The sequence below is a fragment of the Streptomyces sp. SCPE 10 genome, assembly GCF_051980735.1.
In the GTDB taxonomy this organism is placed as follows: Bacteria; Actinomycetota; Actinomycetes; order Streptomycetales; family Streptomycetaceae; genus Streptomyces; species Streptomyces misionensis.
Window position 1 is genome coordinate 4,903,591 of record NZ_CP197069.1, and the last position, 20,969, is coordinate 4,924,559.

The 20,969-nt window shown below is 67.9% G+C and carries 13 protein-coding genes; 10 read left to right on the plus strand and 3 right to left on the minus strand.

The features are described 5' to 3' along the window. Nucleotides 1–12: 12 nt before the first annotated feature. From ACSP97_RS22855 to ACSP97_RS22880, 6 genes are all read left to right on the plus strand, one after another. Nucleotides 13–1,647 (plus strand): type I restriction-modification system subunit M, encoded by a 1,635-nt coding sequence (locus tag ACSP97_RS22855; protein WP_440554024.1) that lies wholly within the window; start codon nucleotides 13–15, stop codon nucleotides 1,645–1,647. Then, on the plus strand, nucleotides 1,640–2,884 hold the full coding sequence (locus tag ACSP97_RS22860; RefSeq protein WP_440554026.1) for a restriction endonuclease subunit S: 1,245 nt from the start codon (nucleotides 1,640–1,642) through the stop codon (nucleotides 2,882–2,884). Before ACSP97_RS22855 ends, ACSP97_RS22860 begins: the two co-directional genes overlap by 8 nt. Next, nucleotides 2,881–6,219: a type I restriction endonuclease subunit R gene (locus tag ACSP97_RS22865; RefSeq protein WP_440554028.1), complete on the plus strand. Its 3,339-nt coding sequence runs from the start codon at nucleotides 2,881–2,883 to the stop codon at nucleotides 6,217–6,219. Before ACSP97_RS22860 ends, ACSP97_RS22865 begins: the two co-directional genes overlap by 4 nt. A gap of 225 nt (nucleotides 6,220–6,444) precedes the next feature. Continuing rightward, nucleotides 6,445–6,630, plus strand: coding sequence for a hypothetical protein (locus tag ACSP97_RS22870; RefSeq protein WP_207824155.1), 186 nt, complete (start codon nucleotides 6,445–6,447; stop codon nucleotides 6,628–6,630). After that, nucleotides 6,627–8,033 carry an N-6 DNA methylase gene (locus tag ACSP97_RS22875; protein WP_440554031.1) on the plus strand — a complete coding sequence of 469 codons (1,407 nt, stop codon included), beginning with the start codon at nucleotides 6,627–6,629 and terminating at the stop codon, nucleotides 8,031–8,033. Before ACSP97_RS22870 ends, ACSP97_RS22875 begins: the two co-directional genes overlap by 4 nt. Then, complete coding sequence (locus ACSP97_RS22880; RefSeq protein WP_440554033.1) at nucleotides 8,014–9,207, plus strand: hypothetical protein; 1,194 nt, start codon at nucleotides 8,014–8,016, stop codon at nucleotides 9,205–9,207. Before ACSP97_RS22875 ends, ACSP97_RS22880 begins: the two co-directional genes overlap by 20 nt. A gap of 728 nt (nucleotides 9,208–9,935) precedes the next feature. On the opposite strand, the gene ACSP97_RS22885 is transcribed toward ACSP97_RS22880, so the two are convergent. The 3 genes from ACSP97_RS22885 to ACSP97_RS22895 all read right to left on the minus strand — a co-directional run bounded on the left by ACSP97_RS22885 (nucleotide 9,936) and on the right by ACSP97_RS22895 (nucleotide 13,975). Continuing rightward, complete coding sequence (locus tag ACSP97_RS22885) at nucleotides 9,936–11,198, minus strand: alpha/beta hydrolase (RefSeq protein WP_355145919.1); 1,263 nt, start codon at nucleotides 11,196–11,198, stop codon at nucleotides 9,936–9,938. A gap of 154 nt (nucleotides 11,199–11,352) precedes the next feature. Further along, nucleotides 11,353–11,949 (minus strand): dTDP-4-dehydrorhamnose 3,5-epimerase, encoded by a 597-nt coding sequence (rfbC, locus tag ACSP97_RS22890; protein ID WP_355530254.1) that lies wholly within the window; start codon nucleotides 11,947–11,949, stop codon nucleotides 11,353–11,355. Between the two features lie 28 nt (nucleotides 11,950–11,977). Further along, on the minus strand, nucleotides 11,978–13,975 hold the full coding sequence (locus ACSP97_RS22895) for a glycosyltransferase family 2 protein (protein WP_440554036.1): 1,998 nt from the start codon (nucleotides 13,973–13,975) through the stop codon (nucleotides 11,978–11,980). A gap of 224 nt (nucleotides 13,976–14,199) precedes the next feature. Here ACSP97_RS22895 and ACSP97_RS22900 point away from each other — a divergent pair, with 224 nt between their 5' ends. The 4 genes from ACSP97_RS22900 to ACSP97_RS22915 all read left to right on the plus strand — a co-directional run bounded on the left by ACSP97_RS22900 (nucleotide 14,200) and on the right by ACSP97_RS22915 (nucleotide 20,711). Then, nucleotides 14,200–15,267: a glucose-1-phosphate thymidylyltransferase gene (locus tag ACSP97_RS22900; RefSeq protein ID WP_355145925.1), complete on the plus strand. Its 1,068-nt coding sequence runs from the start codon at nucleotides 14,200–14,202 to the stop codon at nucleotides 15,265–15,267. Beyond that, nucleotides 15,264–16,268, plus strand: coding sequence for a dTDP-glucose 4,6-dehydratase (gene rfbB, locus ACSP97_RS22905; protein ID WP_355145927.1), 1,005 nt, complete (start codon nucleotides 15,264–15,266; stop codon nucleotides 16,266–16,268). Before ACSP97_RS22900 ends, rfbB begins: the two co-directional genes overlap by 4 nt. 32 nt (nucleotides 16,269–16,300) lie before the next feature. Then, nucleotides 16,301–17,149, plus strand: a complete 849-nt coding sequence (gene rfbD / locus ACSP97_RS22910) for a dTDP-4-dehydrorhamnose reductase (RefSeq protein WP_440558470.1) — start codon at nucleotides 16,301–16,303, stop codon at nucleotides 17,147–17,149. A gap of 397 nt (nucleotides 17,150–17,546) precedes the next feature. Beyond that, nucleotides 17,547–20,711 carry an N-acetylmuramoyl-L-alanine amidase gene (locus ACSP97_RS22915; protein WP_440554038.1) on the plus strand — a complete coding sequence of 1,055 codons (3,165 nt, stop codon included), beginning with the start codon at nucleotides 17,547–17,549 and terminating at the stop codon, nucleotides 20,709–20,711. Nucleotides 20,712–20,969 lie beyond the last annotated feature (258 nt).

Consider the following 20,969-nt stretch of genomic DNA (forward strand, 5'->3'; position numbering starts at 1 on the left):
ACCCGAGCGCCCATGCCTCCCCGGAAGAAGAAGCCCGCCGACCAGGCGGAGCTGTTCACCGCCTCCACGCCCAAGGAGATCCAGGCCATCCTCTGGAAGGCCGCCGACAAGCTGCGCGGCTCCATGGACGCCAACCAGTACAAGGAGTTTGTCCTCGGCCTGATCTTCCTCAAGTACGTCTCCGACGCCTTCGAAGAGCGCCGCGAACAGCTCGCCAAGGAACTGGCGGAGGAAGGCATCGCCGAAGACCGCCTGGAGGAGTTCCTGGAGGACCAGGACGAGTACACCGGGCACCACGTCTTCTGGGTCCCCGAGAGCGCCCGCTGGTCCGCGATCTCCGCCAACGCCAAGAGCGGCACCGTCGGCGAGGTCCTCGACCAGGCCATGGACGCCATCATGAAGGCCAACCCTTCGCTGACCGGCGTCCTCCCCAAGATCTTCAACAAGGACAACGTCGACAAGAAGCGCCTGGCCGAACTCGTCGACCTCATCACCGACGCCCGCTTCGGCGGCAGCGACGACAAACCCGCCCAGGACGTCCTCGGCGAGGTCTACGAGTACTTCCTCGGCAACTTCGCCCGCGCGGAAGGCAAGCGGGGCGGCGAGTTCTACACCCCGAGCAGCGTCGTCCGCCTCCTGGTGGAGGTCCTGGAACCGTACGAGGGCCGCGTGTACGACCCGGCCTGCGGCTCCGGCGGCATGTTCGTCCAGGCCGCCAAGTTCATCGAGGCCCACCGCGGCCGCGGCCACAAGGCCGACATCTCCGTCTACGGCCAGGAACTCAACGAACGCACCTGGCGCCTGGCCAAGATGAACCTCGCCATCCACGGCATCGACGGCAACCTCGCTGCCCGCTGGGGCGATACCTTCGCTGACGACAAACACCCGGACCTCAAGGCCGACTACGTCATGGCCAACCCGCCCTTCAACATCAAGGACTGGGCGCGCAACGAGTCGGACCCGCGATGGAAGTACGGCGTCCCGCCTAGGGGTAACGCCAACTACGCCTGGCTCCAGCACATGATCAGCAAGCTGGGGGAGCGGGGAACGGCCGGCGTCGTCCTCGCCAACGGCTCGATGAGCAGCCAGCAGAGCGGCGAGGGCGAGATCCGGCAAGCGCTGGTGGACGGCGACATGGTGGCGTGCATGGTCGCACTGCCGGCACAGCTGTTCCGGACGACGGCGATCCCGGCTTGCCTGTGGTTCCTGGCGAAGGACAAGTCGCCGGGGGGCGTGAAGGGGCAGAAGGCTGCGGCTGCGGATCGTCGGGGCGAGATTCTGTTCATCGATGCCCGGGACATGGGCGAGATGGTCGATCGCACCGAGCGTGTGCTGACGGAGGGCGACCTCGCGAAGATCGCGGGGACGTACCACGCGTGGCGGGGGACGACGAGCGCGAAGGACGCGGGGGAGTCGTACGCGGATGTGCCGGGGTTCTGCGCGAGCGCGGACCTGAAGACGGTCCAGGAGCACGGGTACGTGCTGACGCCGGGGCGGTACGTCGGAGCGGCCGAGGCGGAGGAAGAGGACGCCGAGGCGGTCGGGGAGAAGATCGCGCGGCTGACGGGGGAGCTGTACGAACTCTTCGACAAGTCGGAGGAGCTGGCAGAGATGGTGCGCGAGCAGCTGGGGAGGATCGGTGCCTGAGAAGCTCTTCGACGCACCTGGGGATTGGCGGAACACGACCCTTGGCGCAGCCTGCGCAGGCGGTGGTGGCAATATTCAGACTGGTCCTTTCGGGAGTCAGCTCCATGCATCGGACTATGTGAGTGATGGCATTCCGAGCGTTATGCCTCAGGATATTGGCGACAACGTAATTTCCGATCTCGATGTTGCGCGGGTTTCTCCACAGGACGTCGAGAGGCTTGCGAAGTACAAGCTGCGATCAGGGGATATCGTGTATTCGCGGCGAGGTGACGTGACTCGCCGAGCCTTGGTCGGCAAATCTCAAGAGGGGTGGTTGTGTGGCACCGGATGTTTGCGAGTCCGTCCCGGAGATGAGGTGAACTCGCGTTATCTGTCCTACTATCTTGGTCACCCGGAAGTGCGTGAATGGATTATGCGACACGCCGTCGGTGCGACGATGCCAAACCTCAATACCAAGATTCTTAGTTCACTTCCGCTGGTCATGCCTCCACGCTCCGATCAAGATGGAATTGCTGAGGCCCTCGGGGCGCTGGACGACAAGATCGCCGTCAATGAGCGCATCGCGGCCACCTACGAGCAGCTGCTCCAGTGTCGGTTTGCTGAGCTAGGTCTTGGTGACGAGCCGGACGGTGAATCTGAGATCCCGATTACGGATCTCATCGCTTTCGGGCCGAAGCTCGGCAAGCCTGCCGCTGCTGAACCGGTCTACGTGGACATGGCGGCGCTCCAGACGAATCGTGCTGGAATTCCGTCCTGGACTCGGCGTGAGCCGAAGTCTGGCCCCCGTTTCATGAATGGTGACACACTCATGGCGCGTATCACTCCTTGCTTGGAGAACGGTAAGACCGGCTACGTCGACTTCATGGATGATGGAGAGATCGGGCTCGGGTCTACCGAGTTCATCGTGCTGCGCTCCCTTCCGGGTGTCCCGAGTGAGCTGAGCTATTTTCTGGCTCGCGACTCTCGGTTCCGTGAGCACGCTATCCGGAACATGGTTGGCTCATCTGGGCGTCAACGGGTCAGTGCGGCAGATGCTTCGAACTACACGGTGATGGCCCCTGATGCCGAGCAGCTTGCAGCGTTCGGAAAGGAAGCATCTGCCGCTTTTGCACACATGAAATCCCTGGAGAGCGAGTCTCGAACCCTGGCAGCCCTCCGCGACACCCTCCTCCCCCAACTCATGTCCGGCCGCCTCCGCGTCAAGGACGCCGAGAAGATTGTCGAGGACCACGTATGACCGGGAACAGCAGCGACAACGGCAGCAGCGACACCCCCGACGGCCCCACCCCCGGCACCCCTACCCCCGACAACTTCCGCCCCCTCGAAATCGACTGGGAGTTCCTCGCACTCGAAGAGCTCGTGGAGCTCGACTGGCCGAAGGCCGAGGGCAATGAGCTCGCCCCTGGCTCCGGTCACCGCCGTTCCTGGGACGACCTGATCCTGTACTCCGATCTCCGTGAGGCCATCGAGCGGCTCAACCCCGACCTCCCCCCGGAGGCCGTCCGCGAGGCCCTCGCGACCGCCGCTACCCCGACCTCCCAGGACACGTACGAGGAGAACCGGACCGCGCACGGCTACCTGACCGACGGCGTCCACTCCGTCACGTACACCGACGCGCTCGGCGCCGAGCACACCCCGACCGTCCGGATCGTCGACCTGGAGCACGCGGACGCGAACACATACCGCGCAGTCCGCCAGGTGACCGTGATCAACGGTGAGCGCAACCGCCGCTTCGACCTCGTCCTGTACGTCAACGGGCTTCCGCTGGCCGTCATCGAGCTCAAGCGGGCCGGTGATCCGAACGCCACCCTCGCCTCCGCGCACACCCAGATCCGGCACTACGTCGAGGAGTTCCCGACCGCCTTCCGCTACAACGCGGTCGTGCTGCTCTCCGACGGGATCACCGCGAAGTACGGCACGCCCTTCACCCCGTACGAGCACTTCGCCCCGTGGAACACCGACGAGTTCGGCGCCCGCGTGGACACCGTGGACGCTGCCGCCGTCCACGCCGACGCCGATGCCGACGTTCCGACCGGCCAGGACCTGGCCCTGCACGGCCTGTTCACCCAGCCCCGCTTCCTCTCCCTCGTCCGGTCCTTCATCAACTTCGTGCCCGGCAAGCGCATGAAGCGGATCGCGAAGCCGCACCAGTACTTCGCGGTCACCCGCGCCGCCGATGCCGTGCGCCGTGCCGCCGCGACCGACGGCAAGGCCGGCGTGGTCTGGCACACTCAGGGCTCGGGCAAGTCCGAGGAGATGGTGCTGACCACCAACCTCGTCATGCGCGACCCCGCCCTGCACAACCCCACCGTGGTGGTCGTCACCGACCGTACCGATCTCGACGACCAGCTCTTCGACACGTTCAAGGAGAGTGAGGTCCTCCCCGAGCAGCCCCACCAGTTCCTCAACCGCGCCGCACTCCGCGAAGAGCTCGCAGCCAAGCGCACCGGCGGCATCCTCTTCACCACCCTGCAGAAGTTCGGCCGTACCAAGCAGGAGAAGGAGTCCGGGACCGACCACCCGCTCCTCTCCGAGCGGCGCAACATCGTCGTCGTGGTCGACGAGGCCCACCGCAGCCACTACGACCACCTCGACGGCTACGCCCGCCACCTGCGCGACGCGCTCCCGCACGCCACGCTCCTCGCCTTCACCGGCACCCCGATCTCCGAGGCCGACCGCAACACCCGCGAGGTCTTCGGCGACTACATCGACACCTACGACCTCAAGCGGGCCGCCGACGACGGCGCGACCGTGAAGGTCTACCACGAGAGCCGCGTTGTCCAGCTCGTCCTCGACCGCGACGTCGACCCCACCGCCATCGACACCGAGGCCGATCGCATCACCGACGGCCTGGACGACACCGAGCGCACCCGCGTCGAGCAGGCCGTCGCCACCATGAACGCCATGTACGGCGCCCCCGCCCGGATACGCGACCTGACCCAGGATCTGGTCGAACACTGGGAGGCGCGCCGTGCAGCGATGCTGCCGTTCGTCGCGGACGCCGACGACGCACCCGGCGGCGCCCCCGGCAAGGCGATGCTCGTCTGCGCCACCCGCGAGATCTGCGTCCGCGTCTACGACGCCCTGCGCGAACTGCGCCCCGACTGGCATACGGACGACCACACCACCGGCGCCATGAAGATCGTCTACTCCTCAGACTCGCGTAAAGACTCCGAGGAGCTGCGCGCCCACGCCCTGCGCGACGCCCAGCGCAAGGCCGTCATCAACCGCGCCAAGGACCCCGAGGACGAACTCCAGCTCCTCATCGTCAACAACATGCTCCTGACCGGCTTCGACGCGCCGTCCATCCACACCATGTACCTGGACCGGCCGCTGCGCGGCGCCGGCCTGATGCAGGCCCTCGCCCGCGTCAACCGCCGCTTCCGCAAGAAGGAGGACGGCCTCCTCGTCGGCTACGCCCCCCTCACCGAGAACCTCCAGAAGGCCATCGCCGAGTACTCCGCCGACGACCAGGCCGACCGGACCCTCGGCCAGGACATCGACCGCGCCCTGGACGAACTCCGCAACGAGTACAATATCCTCGATCAGATGCTGATCGGGTGGAACTGGCGCGAACGCCTCTCCCGCCCCGACCCGAAGGCTTTCATCAAGGCGGCCTACACCACGGCCGAGTACCTCCGCAGCCCCGCTACCCCGGGCAACAACCCCGATCAGCTCGACGACCCGAACCAGACCCTCAGTCGCCGCTTCCGCGAGCACGGCTACCGCCTGGAGCGCTTCTTCGCCTTGGCCGGCTCCTCCGCCGACATCTCCTCCCGGTTCGGCGACCAGCCGTACTGGAAGCGCGACATCCAGTTCCTCGTCGAGGTCCGTACGTACATGGCGAAGCTCGACGCCATGGACCGTGAGGCCCAGGGCCTGCCCGTCGCCCGCGACGTCGCCCTCTACCTCTCCCAGCTCACCTCCGCTGTCGTCGAGACCGGTGGTGTCACCGACCTCTTCTCCGAGGCCGGACTGGACAAGGCCGACCTCACTCACCTCAACGACGCCCTCGTCGGCCGCCTGCAGAACAGCGAAACCCCGCACCTGGCAGCCGAAGCCCTGCGCCGTCTCGTCGAGCAGAAGATGCGCGAGCAGACCCGGCACAACATCGTCCGCCAGACTGCGTTCTCGGTCCGCCTCCAGAACCTGATGACCCGCTACATGCGTCAGCAGCTCACCAGTGCCGAGATCATCGCCCAGCTGGTGGAACTGGCCAAGACGGTCGCGGAAGACGCCCGGCGAGGTGAGAAGTTCACCCCGCCGCTGGGCGACGACGAACTCGCCTTCTACGACGCGGTCGCCGACCTCGGCAGCGCCCGCGACCTCATGGGCGACGAGATCCTCTCCGGCATCGCCCGGGACCTCGTGGTCCAGGTCCGCAAGAACCTCAAGAAGGACTGGATCGCCCGCGAACCGGTCCGGGCCAGGCTCCGCGCCACCATCAGGCGCCTCCTGGCCCGCCACGGCTACCCGCCGGAGCAGTCCAAGGAAGCGATCGCCCTGGTGATCCGTCAGATGGAACACTTCGCCGACAAGTGGTCCCAGGACGGCTCGGCCGCCGCCGCATAGCCCTCGCTCATCTCGCTTCTGGCCCCGGCAAGCGTCTGTTTGCCGGGGCGGTCGTCTGCCCGACCGGATGTCCTTCGCGGGGTCGGCAGGGGCTGCGCCCGACCGCCTTACGGCAAAAGCAAATTCCCGTGCTGCGAGACGTGAGGTGCGGCAGGCCACTACTTTCAAGTCCGCGGAACGAACCGCAGAACTGCTAACTGCTGGTGGAACCGAGGGAGTTGTGGCATGTCGCAGCGAGCGCTGCTGTTGGTGGTGGTCGTCCTGGCGTCCGTGGTGGTGGGGCTCGTGGCCGGCATCCTCGAGTTCGTGGGCGCGGGAGAGGTCGTTACGGCCATCCAGAACGGTGGTGCCGCCTGCGGAGCCACTGTTCTCATCGGGCTGGCGGTCGTCTCCTGGCTGAGGTCGTCGTGACCCAGGAGGAATGGGCGAACGAAGAGGGGCGGCTGAAGTACCGGCGAGTGCTGCGGGCCGTCGAGAAGCTACGCAGCGTCGCCGATGCCGCGACGACGTACCGGCTTGCCTTTCAAGTGGTCTACCTTCACTGCTGGTCCCGCCATGGATCACTGGCGGAGGCGGACCGGTTGTGGGGGCCGGGTTCGGAGTCAGCGGGGGCCAGGCTCGGCGCAGTGTGGCCGCGTACGCCCGTTGCTCGCGCCCACAGTCTTCCTGCGTATCGCGACGAAGGTGTGAGCCGTCCCTTCGAGCTCATCGACCCGGCCCTCCGTGAGCTGATCGTGGAGGTGCGGCAGCTGGATCCGGACCCGAGGCTCCTTGACGTGCTCCTCGACACGTACTCGACACGCTATGCGCGTGGCGATGACTACTTCACGTCAAACGACCTGGCGTACCTCTTCGCGGGGCTGGCCGCTCCCCGAGGAGGCGAGATTGTTCGGGACCCGGTGTGCGGCAGCGGGCGACTGCTGCGCGCCGCCGCACACCGGGCTCGGGCACAGGGGGGTGAAGTGCGCTTGTCCGGTGCGGATATCAACCGGACGGCGCGTTATGCCGCAGCCGTCAACCTCGCCCTGCACGGATTCCTTGCCGACCTCGGCAAGGAAGGAGCTGACACCCTCAGGGCCGGCACTTCACCGATACCGGCCGACGTGATCGTCGCCAACCCTCCTGTGAACCAGCGGGACTGGGGGCACGGTGAACTGAAGGACGACTGGCGGTGGACCCTGGGCGTGCCACGTCCGGGTAACGCGAACTTCGCCTGGGTCCAGCACATCCTTGCCGATCTCACGCCACAAGGACGGGCCGTCGTTCTGCTGTCTTCCGGTGCGGCGCACAGCAGCAACAGCACCGACGGACTGATCCGCCGTGGGCTGCTGGAGAACGGTCTGGTCGTGGGCGTCGTGGCCTTGCCGACGTGGCTCTTTCCGCACGCCAGCGCGAGCACGGCGCTGTGGCTGCTGGCCAAAGGGGAGCGGCCGCACTCCGATCAGGTCTTGTTCGCGGATGCAGGGAAACTGCCAGCGGCGAAGGAGGGGCAGCGGCGCCACTTCGCAAAGGACTCGGCCGAACGCCTGCTGCAGATCTTCGGTGAATGGCAGGGACTTCGACGCCGTGAGGGCGAGGGGGACCCTGAATCCGTCCCATGGTGCCGTGCGGCGAGGTACGAGGAAATCGCTGAGGCGGGCTTCGATCTGACTCCCGCACGCTACGTACGGAACGGGGGCACCGCGCAGTTGCATTCAAGTGACGGAGACCGGAACCGGAAGACCGAGCTGTATGAGTGCATGGATCGTAGCGCCGCAGCCAGGAACCGAGTCCGTGATGCCCTGGAGAGCAGGCATGACTACAGAATCGGATGATGTCCCCACTCCGTGGCCCCTCGTTGAGTTGCGTGAGTTCCCTGGGGTCGAGTACGCCGCCTACGGAATTGCGCGACAGCAGAAGGCATCCGGCGGAATCCCTATGATCCGCGCCACAGAGATTGTCGAGGGAGGTGTGCATGTCCAGGAGTTCACATTTGTGCCTCCCGAGGTGGCCAAACGCCACCCACGCAGCACGCTGAGGTCTGGGGACCTCCTTGTCGTGCTCGTGGGGCGCGTGGGGGAGGCGGCAGTTGCAGGGGAGGAGCACGCAGGATGGAATGTCGCCAGGTCGCTCGCGGTCGTCCGCTGGACACCAGAGGGCCGCGCCCAACAATGGGATCTGTGGCTTCGATGGTGGCTGAAGACCTCGCAGAGCCAGAGCTATCTCACGCTGTCCTCGTCGAACGCCGAGCACATGACCTTGCCTCTGCAGGCACTCAACCGACTTCCCGTGCCAGTGCCTCCAGCGCCGGTGCGGGAGAGGCTGCTTTCGCTGATCTCGCTTGCTGAGCGCAAGAATGCGTTGAACACCCGGATTGTGTCTTGCGCGACGGAACTAGCGGATGCGCATTTCATGGAGGCGCTGCAGACGTGCGGGCAAGGTCCCGCTACCGAGCGTGCAGTGGGCGAAGTGTGTCAGGTTACGGCTGGTGCGGCACAGTCTCTGCCGGACAGCGAGCAGTCGGCTATGCCGTGGGTGTCTCCCCGCGAAGTACTGAACTGCAAGACAGTACATCTGGGTGCAGTGACTTCACGCACCGTGGCGCAAGCGGAGGTTGTATGCCCGTCCGGCAGCCTCTTGATCGCGCCCCGTCCCGGGGAGGTGCGGACCGTGCTCACTACTACCCCGGTAGTGCCAGGTCGGCGGACGCTCGCGATTTACACGGAGTCCGAGGTCGATCGGATGTGGTTGTTGCACTCGCTGCGTTACCGGAGGCGGGAGTTGACGGCCGTTACGCAGGGTGAACAGGCCCGCGCGATGAGGCGCAAGGACTTTTCCCGTTACAAGATCCCCTGGCCGACCGATGCGGTGAGGCGGGACTTCGCCAGGCGTGCTGCTGCCCTGCACGACCTCGCCTACGCCTCCGCCAGGGAGCGACACGTGATGGAGGAGCTGGTGGTGCACGAGCTGGAGAAGGGGGGCCTGGCGCGTCTCACCTCGGCCAGCTGAATGCCGAGCTGATCCACGTTGCCCCTCTCTGGAGCACGGAATCCAACGCTCTGAACGAACGGCGCAGTACCGCGCGCACCGTTTCTCCGCTGGCGGTCCGAGAGAGCCCTGACCAGCCATGTTTGGGCGCCACCGGCAGGACTCGAACCTGCCGCCAAGCGCTTAGAAGGCGCCTGCTCCACCCGCTGAGCTACGCAGGCTGACCTGCGACAGCGCGGAAGCTTCTGACTATGCCCCGCCAAACCGGGGGTATACGGGACCCGTGGATGCTCGCGCCGGCCCTGAGGTCTGGACGTACATTCTGGGAGGCGGCCAGGCGTCGGAGCTGGCCGCTGGCGTCCGGGGAGACCGCGAGTGAGCGCGAGCGCTGTGCTGCTTTGCGAGGTTCGGTGCGGTGGCGCGAGCCTGATGTGGAGCTCGTAGAAGTTCCGCAGACTTCAGGCGTGTTCGGGCGCTTCCGGGTAGCGTTGGCGATCTTCGGTGTTCTTGTACTTTGTCGCGCATCCCGTGCTGGGATCGTGCTGGGATGCGCCTGCATTTCCGCAGGTCACGGCCTTGTGGTGGAGTTCAGGTTCAACGTCTGATCCGTTCGGCGAAAGGCCGTCTGACCTGCGGTGGAGCGGGTTGGGCGGCCTTTGTTGTCCGCGCGGGGGACGGAATGTGCCGGATGGGCCCGTCGGCGGGACGGGCTGTGCGCGTTCACGGGCCCAAGCGGTAGTGGCCGTGCGTCACCTGTGTGTGGCGGCGGTCTCGGTGGGCTCGGGGCCCGAGGCGCGTACCGTGGCGTGGGCCGGCTTCTTGTGGTGCCGGGGCACGACGTCCTGGGGGAAGGTCAGCTGCTGGTTCATCCACTTCAGGGTGGCCGGCATCTCCCTCACCCAGGTCGGGAAGTTGTGGCTGCCGTGGTCGGGGAGGATCGACGCCACGCGCATGGGTGCCTTGACGGCCTTGATGAAGGCCAGTGTCTGGGGGTAGCCGCGTTCGCCGTGCTTGCTGTCGGCGACCAGGACGGAGACTTGGGGCGCGGGAAGGTGCTTGAGCCGCCACATCAGGTCGTGCCCGTTCCTCCGGTTGACGCGGTCCGGCCCGCTCCCGAAGAGATTGCCGGTGGTGGGGTCGTCCTTGACCTCGTAGTCGGGCGAAAGGGCGCCTGCCGTCGTGTACACGTGCGGGTTGCGCATCGTCAGCTGCAGGGCGCAGCTGCCACCGGAGGAGTAGCCCATGACGCCCCAGGCGCTGGCGTCGTGGCCCACCCGGTAGACGGACTTGAGGGCCTCCGGCAGGTCCTTCGCCAGGAAGGTCTCGGTCTGCGGTCCGCCCGGGACGTCCACGCACTCGGTGTCGCGCGGCGGAGCGATCGTCGGCCGGATCATCACCATGATGGTCGGCTGCATCTGACCGCTCTTCTGCAGCTCTCCCGCGGTCTGCGACACCCGCAGGTACTGCGCGAGATTGAAGATGCTGCCGGGGTAGCCGCTGAGCGCGACGATCACCGGGAACCGCTGTCTGTGGTACGCCTTCTGGAAGTACTGCGGCGGCAGATAGACGAACGCCGGGTCGACCACGCCCGTGCGGCGGCCGACGACCTTCACGGACTCGACCCGCCCGTTGACCGCTGCGGGGCCGGTGGGCAGTCCACTGACCCGGCGCAGCTGCTCGTCGCCGGCAGGCTGTATCAGCGCCCCCTTCACGGAGACACCGGTCACCGTCCCGGCGCCGTCGCGGGCGTCCGCCTGGCTGACGCCGACGGGAGCGGTGTCGACGTTGCCGAAGAGCTCGCTCCAGGAACCGAAGAACTGGTACGACGAGTTCAGCCAGCACCCGAAGGCCGCGACGATCGTCACCTGGGTCACCCCGACCGCCGCCAGCCGCCCGAGCACCTGCCACAAGCCGTGTCTGGCGAGCCGTGGCCAGAGCCAGACCAACAGCGCCACACACACGGCGGCCACGGCCGCCATCACGTACACGGTCGTCTCGCTGGTCAAGCCCATACCACTCAGTCCCTGGTTTCCTCGCCTGTGGTTTTTTCTTCACCAAGGAGGAAGGCACTCGACCCCTCTGCGTTCCCCAACGAACACTAAAGGGACAAAGATGCGGGCCCTTCCGTGTTTCCACGAAAGGGCCCGTCACGGACCTGAACGGCGGTCAGTCGCCGCGGAGCGTCCTGCGGTAGGCGACGCAGTCCTCGTACGCCGGGAGCAGGCCCTGGGCCTCCGCGTCGGCGAGCGTCGGCGCCTGCTTGTCCTTGGGGGACAGCAGGGGTTCGATGCCGGCCGGCCACTCGATGGCGAGGTCGGGGTCCAACGGGTTGATGCCGTGCTCGCGTTCGGGGGCGTAGCCCTCGGAGCAGAGGTACACCACCGTCGCGTCGTCCGTCAGGGCGAAGAAGGCGTGGCCGAGGCCCTCGGACAGGTAGAGGGCGTGGTGGTCCTGGTCGTCGAGCCGCACCGCCTCCCACTGCTTGTACGTCGGTGAGCCGACGCGGATGTCGACGACGACGTCGACGATCGCGCCCCGCACGCACTTGACGTACTTGGCCTGGCTCGGCGGGACGTCGGCGAAGTGGATGCCGCGCAGGGTGCCCCGCTTGGAGACCGAGCAGTTGGCCTGGGCGAGGCTGAGGTCGTGTCCGGTCGCCTCGCGGAAGTCGGCGCCCCGGAACCACTCGTGGAAGCTGCCGCGCTCGTCGGGGAAGACCTTGGGCTCCAGCACCCAGGCGCCCTCGATGCCCAGTGGTCGCATGTTTCCGTTCCTTGCTTGCGTGGTTCGACTACTTCTTCAGTGCCCGCTTGAGCTTCCCCGCCGCGCGGCGCAGCAGAGAACGCCGCGCGGCGGGACGGGAGGCGGGCCGGCCGGCTGCCGCGTCGGCGGCAGCGGCGGCGGGGGTCTTGATCACGACACGGCGCTTGGCGGACGCCGCGAGCACCAGCGGGAGGGGCACCGGCTTGCCGGCTCCGGCCGAGGGCAGGACCAGCTTCAGCCGCCACTGGCCGCCCGCGATCTCGCCGAGCGGCAGGTCGGCGCTCAACTCGGCGTCGCCGGAGGCCCGGGCGGTCAGCGTGGCGGGGGTGTCGACCGCACGGCTGGTCCCGATGTCCGTCAGCTTCAGGGTCGCCTTGGTCTCGCCCTGGACGCGCAGCGGCAGGGCGACGGTGAGACGGCCGGGGTTCGCCGTGACGGTGACGTCGTCAGGGGTCAGACCGGCGAACTCCTGCGACATCCGCTTGGTCTTCTGGTCGATGTCGAGCGAGAGGTTGCCGTACGGGTCGGTCCAGTACGGCAGCACCAGATGCGCCGGGGAGCCGGTCAGGGCGGCGACGCGCCCGCGCTCCGCTTCTTCGGCGCGTACGGCCCCGAGGCGGGTCTCCTTGGTCCAGCCGCAGGAGGTGATGCGTATGAGGACGTCCCAGATGCCGGCCCCGAGCCCGGCGCCGTTCGCCGCCGACAGCGGGTCGATCCGGGAAGTGGCTCGCAGCACCTGCCGGAAGTCCCCCTCCCGGCCCTCGACGGCGATCTTCTCCCGGGTCAGCTCGACGGGCTGGAAGAACTCCGCGGCCGTCTCCCGCTCGCGCACGACGAGGTCCACCTTGGACTTGTCCAACGGGGCGGTGGTGTCGGCGCCGAGCATCGCGATGGTGTCCAGGCTGGACTGCGGCAACGGCGGAGCGAGCAGGTCCTTGTCGCCGTCGGTGCGGAAGACGACGGGTTCTCCGTTCGACTGGTACTCGGCGGTGAAGCCGATCGTCAGCTCGCCGTTCTCCCAGCCGAGGTTCTCGAGGACGCCGGTGGGCTTGACCTCCGACTCCCACCGGGCGAACTCCTCGACGTCGGCGAGCCGGTTGGCCGAGATCAGGGCGGCGACGATCTGCTGCGTGGGCTGCAGACCGGCCGCGACGCCGGGCCCGAAGCGCTCGACGACCACCTTGTGGATCTCGTCGAACAGCTCCTGCCGGTAGTCCTCCGGAAGATTCAGCAGACGCTTTCCGCGCATGCGCTCGACCATCTCGTTGCGCAGCCAGCGGCGGAAGAGCCGGTCGCGCAGCGGGCCGGGCTCGGTGAGCTTCTCGACGACGTCGAGGGCCTCACGGAGGTTCTTGAAGTAGCCGACCGGGTCGAAGCGCTGGAAACCGGCGTTGGAGGCGTCCTCGCGCTTGACGTGGTAGTAGCACAGGTAGTCACTGAGCACGGCGACGTTCTCGGCCCGCAGGTAGGCCTCGGTGACGAAGACGTGGTCCTCCAGGCGGCGGCGCCCCTCCATGTAACGGAGGTTGTGCTTGTCCAGGAACGCCTTCCGGAACATCTTGTGCGGGGTGAGGCTGTCGATCAGCGGGGCGTTCTCGACGTTCGCGTGCGGGCGGTTCTTGCGGAACAGCTCCAGCGGGACCGGACGGCCCTTGCCGGCCATCTTGCCGACGATCACATCGGCGTTGTTCTCCACGCCGTAGTTGTACATGCGCTCAAGGGCTTCGTCGCCCAGCCAGTCGTCGTTGTCCACGAACTGGATGAACTCGCCCTTGGCGGCCGCGATGCCGACGTTGCGCGGCTTGCCCGACCACCCGGACCCCTCCTGGTGGATGACGTGCATGTGCGGGTACTCGGCGGCGAGCCGGTCCAGGCGCTCGGGTGTCTCGTCGGTGGAGCCGTCGTCGACGAAGATCGCTTCATACTCGTCGTCCGGCAGGCTCTGGCGCAGAAGAGAGGCGATGCAGTCCTCGATGTACTTGCCCGGGTTGTAGACCGGGATCACCACGCTCACCTTGATCGGCACGTCTCTTCTTCCGCCTCAGTTACTGGGAGTGACTACGTGACGGCCGGGCTCACCTCGCCGCCCAGCACACGTTCGGGTAAGGCTAACGTGTGCTGGTCTTACCGCCAGTGCAAAAATCCACCAGCCCGGACACAAACAGATCACAAACTTCATGAGATGGTTCCGAGAAATGTGACGGAACGTGCGGCGAGTTGCTTGACAGGCCCCTGGTTAGGATGCCCCTCATGAAGGCTCTCGTTCTCTCCGGTGGCTCGGGCACCCGCCTGCGTCCCATAACGCACACATCGGCCAAACAGCTGGTGCCCGTCGCCAACAAGCCCGTGCTCTTCTACGGGTTGGAGGCCATCGCCGACGCCGGCATCAAAGACGTCGGGATCATCGTCGGTGACACCGCCGAAGAGATCCGGGAAGCCGTGGGTGACGGCTCGACGCTCGGGATCAACGTCACCTACATCCCCCAGGACAAGCCGCTCGGCCTGGCCCACGCGGTGCTCATCGCGCAGGAGTTCCTGGGCGACGACGACTTCGTGATGTACCTCGGCGACAACTTCATCGTCGGCGGCATCAACGGGCTCGTCGACGAGTTCCGTACGGAACGCCCCGACGCGCAGATCCTGCTGACCCGGGTGCCCAACCCGACGTCGTTCGGTGTCGCCGAGCTCGACGAGAGCGGCCGGGTCACGGGGCTGGAGGAGAAGCCGGCGCAGCCCAAGAGCGACCTCGCGCTGGTCGGCGTGTACCTCTTCACCCCCGCGATCCACGAGGCCGTCCGCAGCATCGAGCCTTCCTGGCGCGGCGAGCTGGAGATCACCCACGCCATCCAGTGGCTGATCGACCAGCACAAGGACGTCCGCTCGACGACCATCTCCGGCTACTGGAAGGACACCGGGAACGTCGCCGACATGCTGGAGGTCAACCGCTCCGTCCTGGAGACGCTCACGCCGAGCGTCGAAGGCACCGTCGACGCCTCCAGCGAGATCATCGGCCGCGTGCGGATCGACGCCGGTGCCGAGGTGCGCGGCTCACGCATCGTCGGTCCCGCCATCATCGGCCCCGGCTCGGTGATCAGCGACTCCTACATCGGCCCCTTCACCTCCATCTCGGAGGACTGCCGGATCGACGACAGCGAGGTCGAGTACTCCATCGTCCTGCGCGAGTCCTCCATCACCGGCGTACGGCGGGTCGAGACGTCGCTCATCGGCCGCAACGTCCAGGTCACCCCCGCGCCCCGCAATCCCGCAGCCCACCGTCTCGTCCTCGGCGACCACAGCAAGGTGCAGATCTCCTCATGACCATTCCTTCCGCCGGCCCGACCCGGATCCTCGTGACCGGCGGCGCCGGTTTCATCGGCTCCCACTACGTCCGCACCCTGCTCGGCCCGTCCGGCCCGGGTGACGTGGCGATCACCGTGCTGGACAAGCTCACCTACGCGGGCAACCCGGCCAACCTCGACGAGGTGCGCGCCCACCCCGGCTTCCGCTTCGTCCAGGGCGACATCTGCGACGCCCAGCTGGTCGAGAAGCTGATGGCCGAACACGACGAGGTGGTCCACTTCGCGGCCGAGTCCCATGTGGACCGCTCCATCGACGGCGGCGCGGAGTTCGTCCGCACGAACGTGGTGGGCACGCACACCCTGGTCGACGCCGCGCACCGGGCCGGGATCAAGACCTTCGTGCACATCTCCACCGACGAGGTGTACGGCTCCATCGACGAGGGTTCCTGGCCGGAGACCGACCCGCTGCGGCCCAACTCCCCCTATTCCTCGGCCAAGGCGTCCAGTGACCTGATCGCCCTGTCGTACCACCGCACCCACGGCCTCGACGTCCGTGTGACCCGCTGCTCCAACAACTACGGGCACCACCACTTCCCCGAGAAGGTCATCCCGCTGTTCATCACGAACCTGCTGGACGGCAAGAAGGTCCCGCTGTACGGCGACGGCGGCAACGTCCGGGACTGGCTGCACATCGACGACCACGTCCAGGGCATCGACCTGGTGCGCACCAAGGGCCGGCCCGGCGAGATCTACAACATCGGCGGCGGCACCGAGCTGTCCAACAAGGAACTGACGGCCCTCCTGCTGGAAGCGTGCGGCGCCGACTGGGACGAGAGCGTCGAGTACGTCCAGGACCGCAAGGGCCACGACCGCCGCTACTCCGTGGACTGCACCAAGATCCGGACGGAACTGGGTTACGAACCCCGCAAGGACTTCGCCACGGGCCTCGCGGAGACCGTCGCCTGGTACCGGGACAACCGCGACTGGTGGGAGCCTCTGAAGGAGCGGGCGGCACTGTGACATCCACCTGGCTGATCACCGGCGCGGGCGGAATGCTCGGCAAGGACGTCCTGGCCCGTCTGACGGCCGACGGCGTGCGGGGCGTGGGCCTGACCCGCGGGGATCTGGACATCACGGACCCGGAGGCGGTGCACGAGGCCGTCGCGGAGCGCCGGCCCGACGTGGTCGTCAACTGCGGCGCGTGGACCGCCGTGGACGACGCGGAGACCCACGAGGCCGACGCGCTGCGGATCAACGGCGACGGCGCCCGGAACCTGGCGGCGGCCTGCGCCAAGACAGGTGCCCGGCTGCTCCACGTCTCCACGGACTACGTCTTCGCGGGCGACGGCACCACTCCGTACGCCGAGGACGCCCCGACGGCGCCGCGCAGCGCCTACGGCCGTACCAAGCTGGCCGGCGAGCAGGCGGTGCTGAGCACGCTTGCGGACACGGGCTACGTGGTACGCACGGCCTGGCTGTACGGCGCGGGCGGCGGCAATTTCGTCCGCACGATGATCAAGCTCGAAAGCGTCAAGGACACCCTCGACGTGGTCGACGACCAGCGCGGCCAGCCCACCTGGACCGTCGACCTCGCCGACCGGCTCGTCCGCCTCGGACGCTCCGCGCTGGCGGGCACCGCTCCCGCCGGGATCTACCACGGCACCAGTGGCGGCGAGACCACCTGGTACGGCCTCAGCCGGGAGATCTTCCGGCTGCTCGGCGCGGATCCCGAGCGGGTCCGTCCCACCACCAGCGCCGCCTACGTCCGCCCGGCCCCCCGGCCGGCCTACAGCGTCCTCAGCCACGGCCGCTGGGCAGCCGCCGGCATCGAGCCGATCCGCGACTGGCGCGACGCCCTGCACGAGGCGTTCCCGACGCTGCTGGCGGCCGAGCGGCCGTAGACCCGGACATCGAAGTCCCGTCGACACGAGCGGGGCCGGCCGAACCTGTGACACCAGTCGCCGGTTCGGCCGGCCCCGCTCGTCGTCGTCCGGGCCTCCGCACCGGCAGCGCCACCGATCCGGTCGTGACATGGCCGCCCGGACCTGCTGATGCGCGTGATGTTTGCCCGCCTCTTGACGCTGTACATACAGGTGGGTCGGCAGCGCTCCCGTGACCGCTCGATCCGCGGATGCGACACCGCGCTCTGTTCCGGCAGACCCCGCCCCGCCGGCCCGCACTCTCGCTGGCGAATGTCCCGTATTGGCCGATTGGGGTACCTTCTTGCTTTCAAGACATCGCAGACCCAGGGCACGGCTGTGGCTCGGCGTGGCGAGTGGACTCGCCACCGGAGGGCTCGTGGCAGGCGTGCTCGCGACGACGGCTCTGGGAGCGGACGGTGGCCACACCGGCACCGCCGCCTTGAGCGGACGGCCCGCGCACTCCCTCCAGACCGATTTCACGTCGGCCGCCGCCGAGTTCCATGTGCCGGCCGGTGTGCTGATGGCCGTTTCGTACCAGATGACGCTGTGGGAGTCGCACCAGGGCCGGCCCTCGGTCACCGGCAACTACAACGTCATGGGCCTGACCTCGGTCAGCGCGACCGATCTGAAGCGGGGGCGGGAGAGCCGCCCGGAGACGCGCGGGTACGGCGACGACCCCAGGGCGCTGCGCCACCACGCCGAGCGGTCCGCCACATCGACCCCGAGCGACACGTCCACGTCGAGCGCGAACGCGTCGCAGCGGATCACCCCGGCGATGCGCACCCTCGACGAGGCCGCCTCGCTGGTCAAGACCTCCCAGGCGTCGCTGCGCACCTCGACGCGGCAGAACATACGCGGCGCCGCCGCACTGCTCGCCTCCTACGAGCGCGCGTCGGCCGGTTCGCTGCCGTCCGACCCCGGCCGGTGGTACCCGGCGGTGGCCCGTTACAGCCAGTCCGCCCAGCCCCAGGTCGCCGAGCAGTTCGCCGACCGGGTGTTCGCGACCATGCGGGCCGGAGCGCACCGGGTCACCACGGACGACCAGGAGGTGACGCTGCCGGCCGACCCTTCCGTGCCGGCGCACCGGTCGGCCTCGGTGAGCCCGGACCTGAAGCCCGCGATCCGCCAGGCCTCGTTCACCACCGGCGGCACCACCGACACGCCGGCGACGGAGTGCCCCTCCACGCTGGTCTGCACGTTCACCCCCGCCGCCTACGCGCTCAACAGCGGCACCGATCAGAGCGACTACGGCAACTACGACATCGCGAACCGTCCGGCGGACGGCGACGCCGTCGACACCATCGTCATCCACGACACCGAGAGCACCGCGGCGTCCGCGATCAGCTCGTTCCAGGAGCCGTCGACCTACGCCAGCGCCCACTACGTGATCGGTGCCGACGGCTCGGTCACGCAGATGGTGCCGACCAAGGACATCGCCTGGCACGCCGGCAACAAGTACGTCAACGACCACTCGATCGGCATCGAGCACGAGGGCTACGCGCTGGACTACGGCACCTGGTACACCGAGCAGGAGTACCAGTCCTCCGTGGCCCTGGTCGGCTACCTCGCCAAGAAGTTCGACATCCCGCTCGACCGCGAGCACATCATCGGCCATGACGACGTCACCGGTCCCCTCGGCGCCTACTACGAGGGCATGCACTGGGACCCGGGCCCGTGGTGGAACTGGAGCCACTACCTGACGCTGCTCGGCGCCTTCCCCAACGGCAACGGCATGCCCGTGGCCGGCGGCGAGGTCACCATCACCCCGCCGTGGAGCAGCACTTACGAACCCACCCTGACCGGGTGCGGTTCGTCCACCACCGCCTGCCCGGCCAACCCGGCCGACTTCGTCTACCTGCGCACCGGTCCGTCCTCCACGGCCGCGCTGCTCACCGACCCGAAGTTCACCGCGGACGGTGCGCCCACCGGCACCACGCAGGGCTGGGACTGGACGGACAAGGCCCCCTTCGGCCAGACCTTCGTGGTCGCGGCGGTGCAGGGCGACTGGACGGCCATCTGGTACGACGGCCAGAAGGCGTGGTTCTACAACCCCGGCGGCGCCTACACCATGGCCAACACCGGTACGGCGCGGCACCTGATCACCCCCGCCGGGTCGTCGGCCGTCGCGGTGTACGGGCGCGCCTACCCGGAGACCTCGGCCTACCCCGCCCAGCTGAGCGACCTGGCCTCCGCGGCGAGCCAGCAGGTGACGCCGCTCGACGACGCGACGATCCAGCCGGGGCAGTCCTACACCGCGCTGGCGGCGGTGAACGGCGACTTCTACTACGCCGAGGACATCAACTGCTCGGGCACCCCGGACTGCCTGGTCGTCTCGGGGGACACGACCTACTACCCGATCCGCTACAACCACCGTCTCGCGTACGTGAAGGCGAGCGACGTCAGGGTGACCGACCCGGTCGTGCCGCCGACCGGCACGCTCAAGCCCGTCACCCCGACGCGGCTCATGGACACCCGCAACGGCACCGGTGTCGCAAAGGCCAAGGTCGGCGCGAACGGCACGGTCACCCTTCAGGTCACCGGCAAGGCCGGGGTACCCACCACCGGGGTCACCGGCGTCGTCGTGAACGTGACGGCGACCAACGCGACGGCCACCAGCTACGTCACCGTCTACCCCGACGGCACCACGCGCACCAGCGCGTCCAACCTCAACTTCCCGGCGGGCAAGACGTTCCCGAACCTGGTGACGGTGCCCGTCGTGAACGGCAAGGTCGACTTCTTCAACCGCGCCGGAAGCGTGGACCTGATCGCCGACATCACCGGCTACTACACCAGCGACGGAAGCGGTTCCAAGCTCACCAGCGTCACCCCGACGCGGCTCATGGACACCCGCGACGGCACCGGTGTGCCGAAGGCGAAGGTGGGCCCCGGCGGCACGGTCGGCCTCCAGGTCGCGGGCAAGGCCGGACTGCCCGCCAGCGGCGTCACCGCGGTGGTGATGAACGTGACGGCGACGCGGGGGACGCAGGCCAGCTACGTCACCGTCTACCCCGACGGGACCACGCGCACCAGCGCCTCGAACCTCAACTTCTGGGCGAACGAGACGTTCCCGAACCTGGTGGTCGTCCCCGTCGTCAACGGAAAGGTCGACTTCTACAACAACGCCGGGAGCGTGGACCTGATCGCCGACATCAGCGGCTACTTCAGCGCCACCGGCTCCGTCGAGCACAACGCGGGACCGGTCCGGGTCATGGACACCCGTGACGGCACCGGCGTCCGCAAGGGCACCGTGGGGGCCGACAGCACGGTCACGCTGACCGTGGGCGGACACAACGGTGTCCCGGTCGACGCCACGGCCGTCGTCCTGAACGTCACCGCGGTCCGCCCGACGACCACCAGCTACGTCACCGTCTACCCCGACGGCGTCCCCAGGCCGACCCCCGCCTCCAGCCTCAACTTCACGGCGGGCGAGACCATCCCCAACCTCGTCGTCGTCCCCGTCACCAACGGAAAGGTCGATCTCTACAACCACGCCGGGAACGTGGACCTGATCGCGGACCTCGCCGGGTACTTCACCGGATGAGTCCGGGAGCCGCCGCCGCGCCCTCCGGCGTGGCGGCGCCCTCGCTCGCCGACGCCCGCGCCGCCGGAATCCTCCCCGACCACGCCGCCTGCCGGCGCACGGTGGAACGCGGTCCGCGGTCGGCCGTACAGGGGCGGAAAGGCAGATCGTTGTGATGTGCAGCTTCGTGCAAGGCCACTTGCACGAAGCTGCAAGCACGACGTCTCCATAAAAGCTCCCCGGTGTGAAAGTGTCTGAGCACACCGCGAAGGGGGGCGA